Origin of the sequence: Erythrobacter sp. EC-HK427 (genome assembly GCF_902498745.1) — a bacterium.
Lineage (GTDB): Bacteria > Pseudomonadota > Alphaproteobacteria > Sphingomonadales > Sphingomonadaceae > Alteraurantiacibacter.
Window position 1 is genome coordinate 611360 of record NZ_LR701479.1, and the last position, 15705, is coordinate 627064.

Below are 15705 nucleotides of genomic sequence, written 5' to 3' on the forward strand. Positions count from 1 at the left end.
AACAGCCCGAACGCCAGAGAGACAAAGCCGATGCCCGGTTCTGCGCAAGCACGTGAGACCGGTCGCCGCAATCTCAACGCGCAAATCGCACAGCGTCAGAAGCTGCTGCTTGCCGGGATCGGCGCGGTCGCGCTGATCGGCGGCGGCATGTTCATCTTCAGCGACAGCGACGCGGAAACCGGAAGCGGCACGAACAGAGCGGCAACAATCGATACAGGCGGGCTCGTCAACCGCAACCTGTCACAGCGCGAGTTTGTCGCCAGCTATGGCAACCGGCTCGATGCGCAGGGACGCGCGATCAAGGACTTGCAGGACAGCCAGGTGCCGCGTCCGCAAATCGAGCAGGAACTCGAAGCCCTGCGCGCGGAAAATGCGCGTATGCTCAGCGACGGCCAGATGGCAATCGATGCGATCTCGACCGAGAACGCCGCGCTTCGCGGCGCGCTCGACCAGGTGCGCCAAGCGGAGACAGCCGCGCCCGTCGCGCCTCCCCCCGCCTATGGCACGGGCGTTCAAGGTGGCGAGCCCGTCGAATCCGGTTCGGGCGGTCTGCCCGCGCGGGTAGGCGGGCTCGATCAATTGACCTTTACCGAGCGTGCGGCAACACAGGCGCGTCCCGCAGGCGCCGAGCGCGCCGCGGCATTGATGCTCGAGGCAAGCCGCGATTATCTGCCCCCCAATTCCTACGCGCCGGCCCGCGTTATTGTCGGGGTCGACGCCTCGACAGGTGTTGCGAGCCAGACCGATCCCCTGCCGGTTGTGCTGCGCATTACCGGTCCTGCCCGCTCGGTCATGCGCGGCAACCAGCTGCTCTCGACCGATATCACCGGCTGCCTCGTCAACGGTGCCGCGCGCGGCGACCTCTCCGCCGAGAAAGTCTATGTCCAGCTTGTGCGCATGACCTGCGCCCAGCCCGGCGGGCGCTATGCGGTGAGCGAAGTCAAAGGTTTTGTCGCTTTCGCCGGCAAATCCGGCGTGCGCGGCCGCGTCGTGAGCCGCGAAGGCAGCCTTGTCAGCCAAGCACTGCTGGCCGGCATTGTCGGCGGGTTCGGGCGCGGCTTTACCGCGAACGCCAATGGCATCTTCACCGGCCAGGTGCGCGCGGACGGGCAGCGCGAAGCGCTGTCACCAACCGACATTCTTGCAGGCGGGCTCGGCCAGGGCGCGGGCGAGGCCGCCGACACGGTCAGCCGCTATCTGATCGAGCGCGCCGAACAATATCAACCAGTCGTCGAGATGCCGACCGGCATCGAGGTCGAGATCGTTTTTCTCGACGGCGTCCATGTCAGGAGCACACCCCAATGAAATATTCCGATACCAAGCCCGGCGTCAAAGCGCGCCTCGCGCATCTGGCCATCGCGGCCAGCAGTGCAGCGGCAGTGCTGACTGTAGGGGTCAGCGTCGTCACAGCGATCCCTGCTGCAGCCCAGAACATTGCTGGCGAAGTCACCGAGGCGCTGCAACTGCGGCTTCCCAAAACCCCGATCGACGAGATCGTCTGCGATCGCTTTGGCCCATGGTGCGAAGTCGTCTCGGGCGACACGCTCTTCTACATCGACAAAAGCGCCCGTTACCTGCTGGTCGGCCGCCTTTACGATATGGTAGAACGGCGCGATGTGACAGCGGCACGCCTGCTCGAGATCAATCCCGACATCATTGCCGCTGGCGCAGCACGCGCGGCGGCTCCGGAAAGCGACGACAAGCTTGCCGGGACCACGCCGCAGAATGTGGATCTGTCCACGCTGCCTGCCGAAGGCGCCATTCATTGGGGGAACAAAAAGGGTCCAAAGCTCGTCATCTTTTCCGATTTCCAGTGCGGCTTCTGCCGCCGGCTTGCAGGCGAGCTCGGCAAGGCGGGGGTCTGGATCGAAGAGCGCCCGCTCGCCATCCTCGGCGACGACAGCCGCCGTCTTGCCGAAGCCGTGATCTGCGCCAAAGATCCCCGCAGCGCGTTGCACCTCGCCTACAAGGGCACTTTGCCCACCGACAGCAAAACCTGCCCCGAGACACGCGGTCTCGACGCCAATGCGAAGTTTGCGCGCGCGCATGGTTTTTCCGGAACGCCCGTGATCGTGCGCGCAAGCGATGGCGCAGTGCTGCACGGATACCGCGATGCAGCAGCTTTGCGGGCATTTGCGCAGGGCCCGAAAGGAGAGCGCAAGTGAGCAGCTCCGCTCTCCGCTGCTTCCCATCTCTTGCGCTTCTCGTGCTGACGGGCGGCTGTTCGACACTGGGCAGCAATATCTCGGGTGATTTTGCCTGCCGGACGCCCGAAGGCAGCTGCGCGCCCACCACGCTGATCGATGCGGCGGCGACCGGCATCAGCGCGCCGGCACGCGCAGGATCCGGTCCCGCGGCGATGGCACGCGAAGCCACAAGCACACTGCAGGTGGTTGTGGCAGCGCGCCGGGACCATGCCGGACGCATCCACGAAGCTAGAGTGGTGCACGTGCCGCTCCCGGAGGATCCGGTAGCAGACTGGCGCGCTCCGCTGCGCACCGGCGATGTCCTCCGGGCCATCGGCAGCAGTATCGCCGAAACCCGCGAGACCGGTGTTTCACCTCTTTCCGACACTCCCGAGCAAACGCCGGGCCTACTGCATTCCCCCTGGCAGCTGGTCCCGGCCGAGCCCGGCGCAAGCGCGCCGGACCCCGGGGGACCTAGCGCGTTTCCCCCTCCCCGCGCGCCGGTCCCCCACCCTGATCCCAGTGAAGGAGAAAGCCAGTGACCTTCTCGCTTGCCGCGGCGCGCAATGCCCTGTCACAGAGCTTGCTGGGTGACACCGCGCGCGCCGAAAAACCCCGCGCGCATCTCGTCCTCGACATGCTGTCGGACTGGCTTCCCTACCGGGTGTATGACGAGGATGTGAAGCTTTACCGCAATGCGCGGTCAAAGGGCTTCGTGCTCGAAGTGACCCCGCTGATCGGGGCTGACGAGCGGACAGGCGAAATCCTCGGGCAATTCTTTTCCGAAGGATTGCCGCATGGTGCATGCCTGCAAGTGCTCAATTTCGCTTCGCCGCGCATCGGCACCGTGCTGGGGCCATGGTTTGCCCCGCGTTACGAACAAGGGGGCATCTACGAGGCGATTGCACGTGCGCGCACCAAACGCCTCTACGATCTCGTCTGGCGCTCGGGTTCGGCCTACGCGCCTTTCCATGCACGCAACACGCGGCTGGTGGTCTCGCTTGGCGTGCCTGTGCCTGGCAGTGCGAGCGATGCCGAGCTTGCCGAGTGCCGCGACGGGCTTGTCGGCATGCTCCATTCGCTTGGTCTTCACGCACAAGACCTCGCCCCGCCCCGCCTCCTGTCACTGATTGACGAGCTGACCTCGCCGACCACCGCGCACGAGACAGATGGCCAGGACTGGAACCCCCATGACACGCTCGATGTCCAGGCCATTCGCCGCGACATAGAACTCGAAGTCGAGGATGACCGCCTGCTGCTCCGGACCGAGCGCTTCCGCGAGATCGGCCGCGACCGGCATGGCACGCCCGAAGTCGGCGCGTGCTATCCTGACCATTTCGATGTGCGGCACTACGGCGTGCGCGCGTGCCCCGACCGCTGGGCACCCTGGGAATGCGCCCGCCTGATCGGCGACATGTTCACCGATAAGCTGCGCTTCCCCTGCCCTGCCGCCACCATGCTGTGCCTCGTCTACCCCGATCAGGAGGCCGCAAACGCGCGGGCGAGCTACAAGTTCATGCGGACAACCAGCCTGGCCGACACCAAAAGTGCGCGCTTCCTGCCGCGGCTCGCCGAGCAGTCGGGCGAGTGGAAACACGTCCAGGCCGAGCTCCAGCAGGGCAAAAAGCTGGTCAAGCTGTTCTATGGGGTCACCACCTATTCGCCGCTCGGCGAAGGCGATGCGCACGAGCGGGTGGTCAAAGCCATCTACAAGGCCGCGGGATGGGATCTTGCCGACGAGCGGTTCCTGCAATTGCAGGGCCTGATTGCCGCTTTTCCGATGAGCCTTGCCGACGGGCTGGCCAGCGACATGGTGCGCCTCAAACGCCTCAAGACGATGCTGTCGACGACAGCAGCCAATATCGCACCGCTGCAAGGCGAATATCTCGGTGGCAGCGTCCCGCACCTGTTGCTTGTCGGGCGGCGCGGCCAGCCCTTTTTCTGGTCACCGTTCGAGAACGGTGCCGGAAACCACAATATCGCCATCTGCGGCAAGTCAGGATCGGGCAAGTCGGTCCTCCTGCAGGAGCTGTGCGCGGCGCTGCGCGGCGCGGGTGCCAAAGTCGTGGTGATCGATGACGGACGCAGTTTCGAGCATTCGGTGAAATTGCAAGGCGGGCGCTTTGTCGAGTTCACGCTGCGCTCGGGCTTTTCATTGAACCCGTTCTCGCTGATCGACGACGCCCGCGCGATCGATGACGAGGACTACCGCCTCGACTGCATCGCCATGATAAAGGCGATCGTAGGACAAATGGCGCGGCCCAGCGCTGTGCCCACCGACACCGAGCGCGGCCTGATCGACACGGCAATTGCCGAGGTCTGGACCAATCTGGGCAGCGGGGGCAGCATCGACGATGTCGCGGCTGTTCTGCGCATGGGCGAGACCGAAACCGGCCGGGATCTCGCGCTTGCGATCGCGCCGTTCTGCCAGGGCGGCAGCTATGCCGGGTTCTTCACCGGCGCTGCGAGCTTTGCCTTCGAAGACGACTTTACGGTCTTCGAGATGAGCGATCTTGCAAGCCGTGAAGAGCTGCGCAGCGTGGTGCTCTCCGCGATCATGTTCATGACCAGCCAGGCAATGACGAGAAGCTCGCGTGCCACGCGGAAGCTGCTGCTGATCGACGAAGCCTGGGCGATGCTTAAAGGCGGCTCGATGGGCGAGTTCGTCGAGACCTATGCCCGCACGGCGCGCAAATATGGCGGCGCGCTTGCGACCGCCACCCAGTCCTTGAACGACTATTACAAGTCCGACGGCGCGCGCGCGGCGCTCGAGAACAGCGACTGGATGCTCGTTCTCCAGCAAAAGCCCGAGACCATTGCCGATTTCCGCAAGGAGGCGCGGCTCGACATGGATGACCGCACCGAGACGCTTATCCGCAGCCTGAAACGGTCAGGGAGCGAATACAGCGAGCTCTACATCAAGGGTCCCGAGGTCGAGGCGGTGGGCCGGCTTGTGCTCGATCCGCTCTCGGCGACGATCTTCTCGTCCGATCCCGACACCTATGCCGCAATCCATGCCCATGTCGAAAGCGGCATACCGCTCAGCAAGGCCGTGGCCCTTGTCGCGGGCATTGACGGGGGAGACGCCTGATGTGCCTTGATGTCGAAACCATGCTCGGCCGGATCGAGCGCACACAAGGCCCGGAGCGGGAGATAGCGATCTGGCCGCTCGTGCAGGGCACATGCTTCGTGCTGATCGAAGCTGCACGGTTCACTGCCAGCATACTGCTGACCGCGCTGGGCTTGCCCTTGTTCGTCTTCCTGCTGCTGGCGGGTTGGGACCTTGGCCTGCTGTTTGCCCAACTCGGCAACCTCGCCGATCACTATGCCAGCGCCGATGCGCCCGCACGCCAGGTGTTTTCGCGGGATCTGCAGTTTGCCTTCCTGCTGCTCACCGGCGGCTTCGCGCTCGTGCGCCTGCCGGGCTTTATTCGCCGGCTTTGCATCACTCTCGACCGGGAGATCCCCCATGGCTGATCGCACAGCGTGGCCCAGCCTGGGCCTGAAAATCGCTGCCATCCTTGCAGGTGCCGGCGTTCTCCTATGGGCCGGATGGATTACCCGCGAAGTCTACACCGACACCCCGCGGCCCATCGTCAGCGTTCGCCTTGCCGAGACCATCGGCGGCTTCGTCGACGAGGCCGCGCGAACCAACGCTGATCCCGAGACTGTCCAGGCCGCAAGCCTTGCCTATCTGCAGGCGGCCGAAGCCGCCGTTGCCGAGATGGGCGAGGACGGCCGCCTCGTCCTTGTGGCCGAAGCTGTGCTCGGCGGGCCCATTGAGGATGCCACGCCCGAACTCGAAGCGCGAATTGCGGCAAAGCTCGCAGCAGAGGCGCAGCCATGAGGGGCCTGATCAACTGGAAGCGCGTGGCGCTGCTGAGCGCGATCGTCGCCCTGCCACTCGCATGGGCCCCGCTCGATGCCTTTGCCAAGAACCATGCCTTTCTGCTCAACGCCAGCCCGAGCCTTCCGCACTGGGCCTTCTGGCTCGATCGCGAGGTGCCGATTGCGCGCGGGAGCCTGATCTTTTTCGAACCTGCGCCAAGTGCGCTGGTGCGCCGCCATTTCGGAGCAAGGCCGCAGATCTTCGGCAAGCGCGTCATCGGCATGCCGGGTGACATCGTCAGCCATGCCGGGATGGATGTCTTCATCAATGGCAAGAAGGTTGCGACCCGGATCGCAACAACGAGCCTCGGGATTGCCTTGGCGCGCGGGCCCGAAGGACCGATCCCCGATAGCTGTTTCTATGTCGGAACCGACCATCCGCGCGGCCTCGACAGCCGCTACGGCGCGATCGGCTTAGTCTGCCGGGGCCGGATCCTCGGCAGCGGAAAGGCAATTCTGTGATGCGTCGCCTGCTTCTCTCGCTCCTCCCCATTCTGCTGCTCCCGGCAAGTGCCGGGGCCCGCGATTACGGGCAGCACGGAGCGGTCTTCCCGGTGGTCGAACGCGACCTCCTTGCACAGATCCAGTCGCGGCTCGTGGCGATGGAACGCTCAGGGGAAACCGCACGGCTGAACGAACAGCTCAAAGCGCGCACGCTCGCAAGGGTCGAGCGCCCGGCTGCGGTGGCGGGAATCGTGCATGCGCGCGCCGACCGCTCATGGCTGTTTGATCCGACCATCGTCTTACAACAGGATATCCGCGGCGCGCGGGGCGAACTCATCCATGCCGCAGGCACGCGGGTCAATCCGCTCGACAGTGTCGCGCTGCGCAGCGATTTGCTGTTTCTGGACGGCGATGATGCCCAGCAAGTCGCATGGGCCTTGGGCCAGCAAGGGCGTCCCAAACTGGTGCTCGTCAACGGGGCACCGCTGGCCCTGATGCGCGCGCGCCAGCGTCGCTTCTATTTCGACCAGCAAGGGACGCTGACGTCCTATTTCGGCATCAGAGCCGTGCCCGCGCGCGTGCGCCAGCAGGGGCGCCGGCTCGAGGTAAGCGAGATTGTGCTCCCGGTTCGTGCGGAGTCCGGACAATGACCGCCCTGCGCGAATATCTGGCTGCTGCATGGGCGGCGATCGCCCTCAGCGCGGCGACGCCGGCCCTCGCTGCAGACGAACCTGGAAAATGCACCGGCAGCTTCGTCAATCCGATCACCGATATCTGCTGGTCCTGCCTGTTCCCGATCTCCATCGGTGCGCTCGACATCTGGCCCTCGAACCGGCCCGATCCGGACAATCCCGATCTGCCGCTGTGCCTGTGCGGCGTACGCCCGGGGATTTCCATGGGGTTCTGGGAGCCGGTCCGCCTTGCCGACGTCAGCATGAAGCCGTGGTGCTTCGTCAATCTGGGCGGGGCCAAGATCGACCCCGGCTTCGATATTGGCTTCCGCTCGATCTCGGGGCCCTCGGCGATTGGCGGGGCAAGCCAGTATTACTCGAGCTGGCATGTCCACTGGTATGCCTATCCGCTAATCTACTGGATGGAGATCGTCGCCGATTTCCTGTGCCTCGAGCCCGGCTCGGTGGATATTCTCTACATCTCCGAGGTCGATCCGCTGTGGCAGGATTCCGAACTCACCGCGATCATCAATCCCGAAGCGGTCCTCTTTGCCAATCCGCTGGCGCTCGCGGCCTGCGCGGCTGACTGCGCTGCTGCGACGGCTGACCTGCCGATTGACGAGCTGTTCTGGTGCGCGGGCTGCCAGGGATCGATGTATCCGATGAACGGGAACGTCTCTGCTTCGATCGGCCATGTCCAGGCATCGCGGCTCGTGCTCTCGCGCTTTGCCTACAAGCTTCATCGCCAGCTCGTGGCGTGGGGAACGATGGGCGAAGCCGGGCAATGCGGCAAATATCTCATGCCGGTGATGCGCAAGCAGCAATACCGTTTCCAGGCCACCAATCCGAACCCAGCGACGAGCGGGCGCTATGCCTGTCCGCCGATCGGAACGTCCACCACGCTTCAGGAACCCGGACAGGTCATTCCCGCCATTGGCGAGGACATGGGTTACCTCGTCTGGCGCAAGAGGAATTGCTGCGCGCTATGAAAAACACCTTTCATCTGCTGGTCTTCGTCTCTCTTGTCACGGCTGCCGGCTTTGCCGCGGTCGCAGCACAGGAGCGCGACCCCGACACCGATCCCGATCTCGATATCGAGGCCATCCGCGCCCGCGCCGGAGAATTCACCCAGGATGCCGAGGCTCTTGCCGACACTGTCCGCGGGCGCGCCCAGACGCTCGTCGAGGATGTGCGCGACGTGCAACGCGCCGCCGAAGACAACCGCGCCGGATATGTCGCCAGTGTCGATACGCAGGCAACGGGGGATGTGCTCGATTTCGATGCGATGGTGCGCGAGCACGCTGTGGCCGAGCGCAGCGCATTCGGGACCGCTCCGCGCTTTATCGCTTTCGCCTCGCTCTCGATGCCCGAAGCCGCGCTCAAGGCCCTTGTCAGAGACATGGGTCGCGCGGGTGGTGTTACCGTGCTGCGCGGCTTCCCAGACGGGGATGCCCGGAGGTTCAAGCAGCGGCTGGCCGCGATCTGGAGCGACGGCGACGAAACGGGCGCGCTCGGCATCGATCCACGCCTGTTTCGCGCCTTTGGCATCCAGTCTGCCCCCAGTTTCGTCATGCTCGGCAGCGACTTTTCCCCTTGCGACGGGTTCGACTGCACCAGTGTGCTTCCACCGCACGACCGTGTCGCGGGCAATGTCAGCGTTACCTACGTGCTCGAAACATTCGCAGGCGGCGACGGCCCAGGGGCTGCCGCTGCCCGTCATCACCTCCACCAGCTGAAAGGAACACGGCCATGAAACAGGCCCTTGCTCTTGCCTGCCTGCTTGCTCTGGCATGCCCGATGCCGGGCATGGCCCAATCCACCGATGCGGCGCGTGCCGATGGCAAAGAGACGGCGCGCGATCTGCTCGATACCGCGCGCGATGCGGCCGCGCGGCCGGTCGATGCGGACCGGCTTCCGGGGTACAACCGCGAAGGGGCGCAGCGCCTCGAGGATCTTGCCGGCAATCCCGACCGGATCGCGTCCGACGCTACCGCGGAGGCCCGAAGACACGAGGGGTACCAGACGATCGAGGACAGTCTTGCTGTCCGCGCCCGCTTCGAGAAGGACGATCTGGAAGCGGTTGTGGCGCGCAGCTTCGCCATCAACGCGGCGCCCGGAAACTTTACCAGCGGCATGGCGATTGCAGGGAGCGAAGGAAACTGCGTTCCCCTGCCTCCAGGCTCTGCCTCTGCAGGGTATTACACCGCAACCTGCAATACCGGCGTCAGCGTCAGCGAGACGTCTGCACAGTGCCGCATCCCCCTGATCGCTGAGGTGAGCGGGGTCCGGCAATGGCATTATCTCTGCCGCGAGGGCGCTATGGCTGCAAGCTACCCGCAATGTTCTGTTTTCGATGCCGCCCAATGCCGGGTGACGGGATACCGCGAAGGGCCATGCCTGCGCTGGGCGAGTCTCGGGGGAGCACCGTTCTGCGCCGAGCCCGGTGACCCCATTGCCGAGATCACCTGTGATGCCCCGCAGTCCGGGCAAAGTGCCTATGCCATAACCGACACGACGCAGGTCGATACGCAAAGGGATGAAAGCCTTTGCCGCGCCGCCGCGCAGGACCCTGCCTGCTCGCCAAGCGGCGAGATCTGCGTGGACGATGAACCTTCAACCCGGACAATAGCCGGCGTCGCTGTGACACGCTCCTGTTGGGAATGGGAGCGCAGCTACAGCTGTTCGGAGCGGACCGAGGCGAGCGACTGCGCAGCGCTCGATCGCCAGAAGGGCTGCCGGTTCGTGCGGGAGGAATGCCTGACCGGTGACATCCCGTGCGCGACCGCTGAACGCATTTTCGAGTGTCCGCTTCCGCCCACACAGGACCCTGCCATGCAGTATATCTGCGACGGGGACATTTATTGCATCGACGGCTCGTGCGAGACGATCGCCCGCACCGCCAATGACGAATTCAAAGATGCGGTTGTCGCTCTCAACGCCATGGATCAGGCGCGCGGTGAATTTTCCGCCGATACGCTTTCGCTGTTTACCGGCACGCGCAATACCTGCTCGTCCAAGGTCTTCGGGGTGCTGAACTGCTGCAAGGGCAAGGGCTTTCCGCTGATCCCCGGCATCGGCCTGCTGGTCACGCTCGGCTGTGACCGTGAGGAGGTTCTGCTCCACGAGCGCGACGCACAAGGCCTGTGCGCCTTTGTGGGCACCTATTGCACCGAGAAAATCCTCGGTGTCTGCACCACCAAGCGCAAGACCTATTGCTGTTTTGAATCGAAGCTGTCGCGCATTCTCCAAGAGGAGGGGCGCAAGCAGCTGCCCAAACCTTGGAAGACGGCACAGGACGAGGACTGCGCGGGCTTCACGCTTGAAGAATTCGCCCGGCTTGATCTCAGCCGCATGGATTTCTCCGAAGTCTTTGCCGAGTTCACAGCAGCAGCCCGGCTTCCCGATGAGCTCGAGGCGAGCACGCTGATCCAGCAGAAAATCGAGGATTTCTACGCAAGGAGCAATCCATGATCCGCTACGCTGCACTTTTCGCGGCAACGGCGATTGCCGGTGCAAACCCGGCAATCGCGCAGGATCTCGCGACAGGAACCGACGCCACGCAACAGCTCTATTGCGAGGAGCGGCAGCTGGGATACTGGTTCTACTGCGCAGAGCCGGAACCGGCCGCGCGCGAGGCCGAGACGACTGCAGAAGCTGCACCCACTGCCGCTGCACAACTGGACGCAATCACCGGCGCGCTACGCGAACTGAAAGCGCAGGCCATACTCGATCCCACGCCGGAAAACGTCACCGCCTATATCCGCTTCCAGCGCGAACAGCTCGACCGGGCCTCGCTGTTTTCCGATGTCTGGCAGCGCGCGCTGTGGCAGGATCCGGATCTCGATTACACGCTCGAACGCCCGGTGGGCGCGCTCGCCAAACGCCAATGGCAGGATGCGCGCGCGGCCGAGCGCGACGCGGTCATGTCCCGCTTGTCGCGCCGCTACGGGCTCTTCTATTTCTTTGCCCAGAGCTGCGGCGCGTGCGAGGTTATGAGCCCGATCGTCAAATCGGTCGCGACCCGCTGGCGCATAACGGTGCGGGCGATCTCGACCGATGGCGGTCCGTCGCGCGACTTCCCCAATTACACGATCGAGAACGGCCAGCGGCCCCGCATGGGGCTCGAGCCCGGCATTACGCCAGCAGTCGTGCTGTGGGACAGCGAGACCCGCCGGGCGATCCCGATCGGATATGGCGTGCTCTCGGCCGACGAGCTGCAAGACCGCATCTATCTCCTCACCACCAAGGAAGCCGGCGATGACTACTAGGATTGGAACACTTGCACTCGCATTGGGCGCGCTCGCCATGACCGGAACGCCGATTGCCGCATCGGCGCAGGATGTGGGGGACAGCATGGACCGCTTCATGGACGACATGGGCGCAGCAGCCAATGTCACCGGACCAACCGCCTTCGAAGGCCAGGCGGCGGGCTATTACAGCATGGGCAATGTCTGGACCCGTTTTCCGCAGAAGACCACCAGCATCGCCAATCTGCAGCTCCCGCGAGCGCGGGCAGGCTGTGGCGGTATCGACATTTTTGCCGGATCTTTTTCGTTCATCAATGCCAGCGAAATGGTGGCACTGCTGAAGGCGGTTGCCAACAACGCAGTGGGGTTTGCCTTCAGCCTCGCGATCGACACGATCTGTCCCGAATGCAACAAGATCATGCAGGAGTTCTCGCAGAAAGCGCAGCTCATGAACGAGCTGTCGATCAACTCCTGCGAGATGGCGCAAGGACTTGTTGGCGGCATCTGGCCGCAGGGCGATCTCGCCGACAAGGCGATCTGCGAAGCCATCGGGAACGCGACGGGGATCTTCACCGACTATGCTGCGGCCAAACACGGGTGCGGCACCCGCGGACAGCGCGAAAGCACTACTGCGGCCGGCGGCGAGGACTTCGAGGACATCAATCCCGGGCTGCCGCGCAACTACACCTGGCACGTCCTGAAGGAGAGCGCGTTTTTCAATCCCGGCGGAACATTTGACCGCGACCTTGCCGAATATGCCATGACCCTGATCGGCACCGTGATCTATGTCCCGCCCAGCGATAATGATCCGGGCAGCCTCGTTCCCTTCGCGGGCGATGCGTCCTCGACCCTGGTCACCGCGCTGCTCGATGGCACGCAAGGACAGGATGTCAGGATCTTGCGCTGTGACGAGCCCACACTTTGTCTCGATCCCAGCTTCCAGCAGCTGACCCTCAGCGCGTCGCGCGCCATCCGCCCGCGCGTGGCGGCCATGATCGGCACTATGGTCGAAGCGATCCGCGAGGATACCGCGATCGGTGCTGCAGAGATCGAACTTTTGCAGGTCGCCTCGCTACCGCTCTACAAGATCCTGACCGTGCAGGCTGCCTATGGGCGCGGTATGGCCACCGATGACCGGGCGACCCTGGCCGAGGTGACCAGCATCGATCTGCTCCATGCGATCCTCGAGAGGATTTCGTCGGAAGCGAGCCGTTCCATGGCAAGTTTCATTGCTGCAGACGAAAGCAAATTGACATTGTGGCGCACACAGGTCGCCGAGGTGCGGACCCAGCTGGCAAGCAGGCAGGCCAGTGGTCAGGCGCGCATTACCGCGATCGTGCAGATCATCGAGAAGACCGCAATGATCGAGAACATGCTGGCGGCCTCGATGTCGCCTTCAATGGCGGCGGCACTTGACTGGTCGCGGGGCATCCAGTCCCGCTCGATCGTACCCTGAGGCCGGAACCATGGTCGAAGTCTACACGATCGGCGGCGGCGAATATCTCGTCAACGTCTTTAACGCGGTTGCCGCCTGGACCGGGTCCGGCGGATACAAGAGCCTGATCCAGGTCGCGCTGGTCATGGGGATGGCGCTTGCCGTCATTGTACTGGCGTTCAACCAGGACTGGCGCGCCTGGCTCAACTGGTTCCTTGGCGCGACGCTCATCTATATGTGCCTGATGGTTCCGCGCATGGACGTTCAGGTCACCGACCGCGTCAACCCCGGACTTGCTCCCGCCACTGTTGCAGATGTCCCGCTCGGTCTTGCCCTGATGGCGAGCTTTACCAGCCAGGCAGGGGATTATCTGACCCGCTCAGCCGAGCTCGTGTTCGGCCTGCCCGACGACCTCAATTACTCGAAGAACGGCATGATCTACGGCGCACGGCTGCTCGAAGCGACCCGAGGCTTGCGCATCTCGGATCCCGAGTTTGCCGCCAATCTCGACGAGCATTTCCAGCAATGCGTCTTCTACGACGTGCTGTTCGGCCGCTATTCGATGCAGGAGCTGGCCGAAGCAACCGATATCTGGTCGAGCATTGGTCCCGGAAGCGAAGCGCGCGCACAGCGCTTCCTGATCCGCGATGTCCATACCGGTCAGGTGACCTCGGTCATCACCACATGCCGCCAGGCCTACAATACGCTCGGCGCGCAATGGGCAGGCCTGATCAACGATATGGGCACCGTCTTCGGACGCCAGCTATACCCGCGGCAGACCGAAGCTCTGGCGCGCGCAAAGCTCTTCGCCGACCTGCCGATCGCCTACAGCTATCTCTCGGGGGTCTCGAGCAATGCCAGCGAGATTTTCCGGCAGGTGCTTTCGATCAACGCCATGAACCAGGCCATGCACGGCTTTGCCGCGGCGAGCGGGACGTCGAGCATCGACGTTTTTGCGCAGACCCGCGCGGATATCCAGACCGAGCGCACCTACGCCTCGATCGCGCACAATGCGATGAAATGGGTGCCCATCCTCAATGTGGTGCTGACGGTCGTTTTCTATGCCCTGTTCCCGGTGCTGTTCCCGCTCTTCCTGCTGCCCAAGACCGGACCCGTTGCCTTGCGCGGCTATGTGACGGGCTTCTTTTATCTCGCAGCCTGGGGACCGCTGTTCGTGATCCTCCACATGATCCTGATGTTCAAAGGCGCGAATGATGTTGCAGCGGCAGCCGGCGATACGGGTCTCAGTCTCGCGACCTTTGTCGGGATGAGCGATGTGAACTCCGATATCGGCATTCTGGCAGGCTATCTGGTCGCGTCGGTGCCGTTTCTGGCCGGCGGGGTCGCGCGGGGCGCGCTGGCGATTTCAGGGCAAGCGACCAGCTATCTCAATCCGAGCCAGAATGCGGCAGAGGAAGCTGCGCGCGAGGCCAGCACGGGGAACATTTCGCTGGGCAATACCAGCCTCGAGAATTCCAATCTGTTCTCGCGCCAGTTCGCGCAAGGCAATCTTGCACCCAGCATTTCCTATGGAGCTGCCCAAATACGAAGCTTGGCCGACAATGGAACGCAGACGACGGGTTTCCCGGGCGCCGAGTTCGCCAGCGTACCGACATCGAGCTATCCCTTCTCGCCGACTCTCGGATCGGATTTCTCGAGCAGATTGTCGACTATCGCGGGGCAAAGCCACGGCCAGAGCGAAACCTATAGCAATCTCGCACAGGAAGCGACGAGCTCGGCGGTCGCCCAGTTCTACGAGTTGCGCGAGACCTATTCGCGCGGACAGTCGAATGAAACGGTCGAAGGTGTGTCCACCAGCGACAGCATGAGCACGGCATTTGCCGAGATCGACAATGCGTCGCAAACGCTGCAGCAGCAATTCGGCCTCTCGCGCAGGGCTTCTGACGACATTACCGTGTCATGGTTCCTGAATGGTGAGGCAGGTCTGAGACTGCAGGGCGGGGTCGGTCCGCTGCAGGGCAATCTCGGAGGGCGCGGTGGGCGTACACAGACCTGGACCGATAGCGATATCGGGATTGCTTCTGAGGACCGCTCGCGGCTCATGGCAACGCTCACCCAGCTTTCGGACAGCAGGAACTGGGCAAGCACCCGTGAGGGTTTCCTGCGTGAGACCAGCACCAGCTCGGAGAGCCACGTTTCCTCGGTCGCATCGGGCCTCACCACCTCTTTGACCGAAGCACAGAGCTACACGATCGAAGCGCGCCGTTCCGAGGAATTGGCGAGCCGGCTTGAGGATCAGGCAAGCTGGCATGAGAATGCCAGCGCAGCAGGCACCCTCAATCTGAGCCAGACCTACAGGGAGTGGGGTATGGCCGAAATCGAAGCCAACCGCGACTATTATGGCCCTGTGCGCTTCGATGATATCGGTTTCCAGATGAGCCCCGCCGGTCAGCAATTGCAGGCGCGCTTCGTGGCAAGCTATGCCGAGCAGATCCATGCCGCAATCGAAGGTGAGCTGGCTTTCCCCGAGACAGCCCCGGTCGCACGCCCGGACATTGACAGCAGGGGCGATGTGCGGGGCTCGGTGAGAATTGGCTCGGTACCCTCGGGGCTGAGCGGATCGCCTGTTTCGCGCGGCGACATTGGCGAGCGCGTTGGCCGCGCACAAGACCGGGGTGGTGAACGGGTCGACAGGGTTAGCGATTACCTTGATGGCCGAACCCGCAATGCACGCGGCGCAAGCGCTGAAGCGGCCGACGGGATCAAGGAGTGGTAGGTCAGAGCGGCCCGTCGTAAATCACGACGAAGATCACGAAAGCGATGAGCAAAAGGGCAAAGAGGAGCAATCCCGCACGTCCCCGCGGATCGGTCCA

At 63.8% G+C, this 15705-nt stretch carries 14 protein-coding genes; all 14 read left to right on the forward strand.

Going from position 1 to position 15705, the window contains the following annotated elements; genetic code table 11:
• Positions 1–30: 30 nt before the first annotated feature.
• The 14 genes from GC121_RS03025 to GC121_RS03090 are packed head-to-tail and all read left to right on the forward strand — an operon-like array spanning position 31 to position 15608.
• Entirely contained in the window at positions 31–1305 is a 1275-nt protein-coding gene (locus tag GC121_RS03025; RefSeq protein ID WP_199857911.1) for a TraB/VirB10 family protein, read from the forward strand.
• A complete protein-coding gene (locus tag GC121_RS03030) occupies positions 1302–2165 on the forward strand; it encodes a DsbC family protein (RefSeq protein ID WP_151972698.1) in 864 nt (287 codons plus the stop codon). The genes GC121_RS03025 and GC121_RS03030 overlap by 4 nt, the downstream gene beginning before the upstream one ends.
• Positions 2162–2728: a hypothetical protein gene (locus GC121_RS03035; protein ID WP_151972699.1), complete on the forward strand. Its 567-nt coding sequence runs from the start codon at positions 2162–2164 to the stop codon at positions 2726–2728. Before GC121_RS03030 ends, GC121_RS03035 begins: the two co-directional genes overlap by 4 nt.
• Complete coding sequence (traC, locus tag GC121_RS03040) at positions 2725–5277, forward strand: type IV secretion system protein TraC (RefSeq protein WP_151972700.1); 2553 nt, start codon at positions 2725–2727, stop codon at positions 5275–5277. The genes GC121_RS03035 and traC overlap by 4 nt, the downstream gene beginning before the upstream one ends.
• Entirely contained in the window at positions 5277–5663 is a 387-nt protein-coding gene (locus tag GC121_RS03045) for a hypothetical protein (RefSeq protein WP_151972701.1), read from the forward strand. Before traC ends, GC121_RS03045 begins: the two co-directional genes overlap by 1 nt.
• On the forward strand, positions 5656–6033 hold the full coding sequence (locus GC121_RS03050) for a TrbI F-type domain-containing protein (protein WP_151972702.1): 378 nt from the start codon (positions 5656–5658) through the stop codon (positions 6031–6033). Before GC121_RS03045 ends, GC121_RS03050 begins: the two co-directional genes overlap by 8 nt.
• The gene (locus GC121_RS03055) at positions 6030–6536 is read left to right on the forward strand and encodes a S26 family signal peptidase (protein WP_151972703.1); all 507 of its coding nucleotides are present in this window, start codon (positions 6030–6032) and stop codon (positions 6534–6536) included. The genes GC121_RS03050 and GC121_RS03055 overlap by 4 nt, the downstream gene beginning before the upstream one ends.
• A complete protein-coding gene (traW, locus tag GC121_RS03060; RefSeq protein ID WP_151972704.1) occupies positions 6536–7168 on the forward strand; it encodes a type-F conjugative transfer system protein TraW in 633 nt (210 codons plus the stop codon). Before GC121_RS03055 ends, traW begins: the two co-directional genes overlap by 1 nt.
• The gene (gene traU / locus GC121_RS03065) at positions 7165–8178 is read left to right on the forward strand and encodes a conjugal transfer pilus assembly protein TraU (RefSeq protein ID WP_151972705.1); all 1014 of its coding nucleotides are present in this window, start codon (positions 7165–7167) and stop codon (positions 8176–8178) included. The genes traW and traU overlap by 4 nt, the downstream gene beginning before the upstream one ends.
• Positions 8175–8942, forward strand: coding sequence for a type-F conjugative transfer system pilin assembly protein TrbC (gene trbC, locus GC121_RS03070; RefSeq protein ID WP_151972706.1), 768 nt, complete (start codon positions 8175–8177; stop codon positions 8940–8942). Before traU ends, trbC begins: the two co-directional genes overlap by 4 nt.
• 44 nt (positions 8943–8986) lie before the next feature.
• Positions 8987–10660, forward strand: coding sequence for a conjugal transfer protein TraN (locus GC121_RS03075; protein ID WP_370513763.1), 1674 nt, complete (start codon positions 8987–8989; stop codon positions 10658–10660).
• On the forward strand, positions 10657–11457 hold the full coding sequence (locus GC121_RS03080; protein WP_151972708.1) for a conjugal transfer protein TraF: 801 nt from the start codon (positions 10657–10659) through the stop codon (positions 11455–11457). Before GC121_RS03075 ends, GC121_RS03080 begins: the two co-directional genes overlap by 4 nt.
• Before the next feature lie 37 nt (positions 11458–11494).
• Complete coding sequence (locus GC121_RS03085) at positions 11495–12892, forward strand: conjugal transfer protein TraH (protein ID WP_370513764.1); 1398 nt, start codon at positions 11495–11497, stop codon at positions 12890–12892.
• A 10-nt stretch (positions 12893–12902) separates the two neighbouring features.
• Entirely contained in the window at positions 12903–15608 is a 2706-nt protein-coding gene (locus tag GC121_RS03090) for a conjugal transfer protein TraG N-terminal domain-containing protein (protein ID WP_151972710.1), read from the forward strand.
• Positions 15609–15705 lie beyond the last annotated feature (97 nt).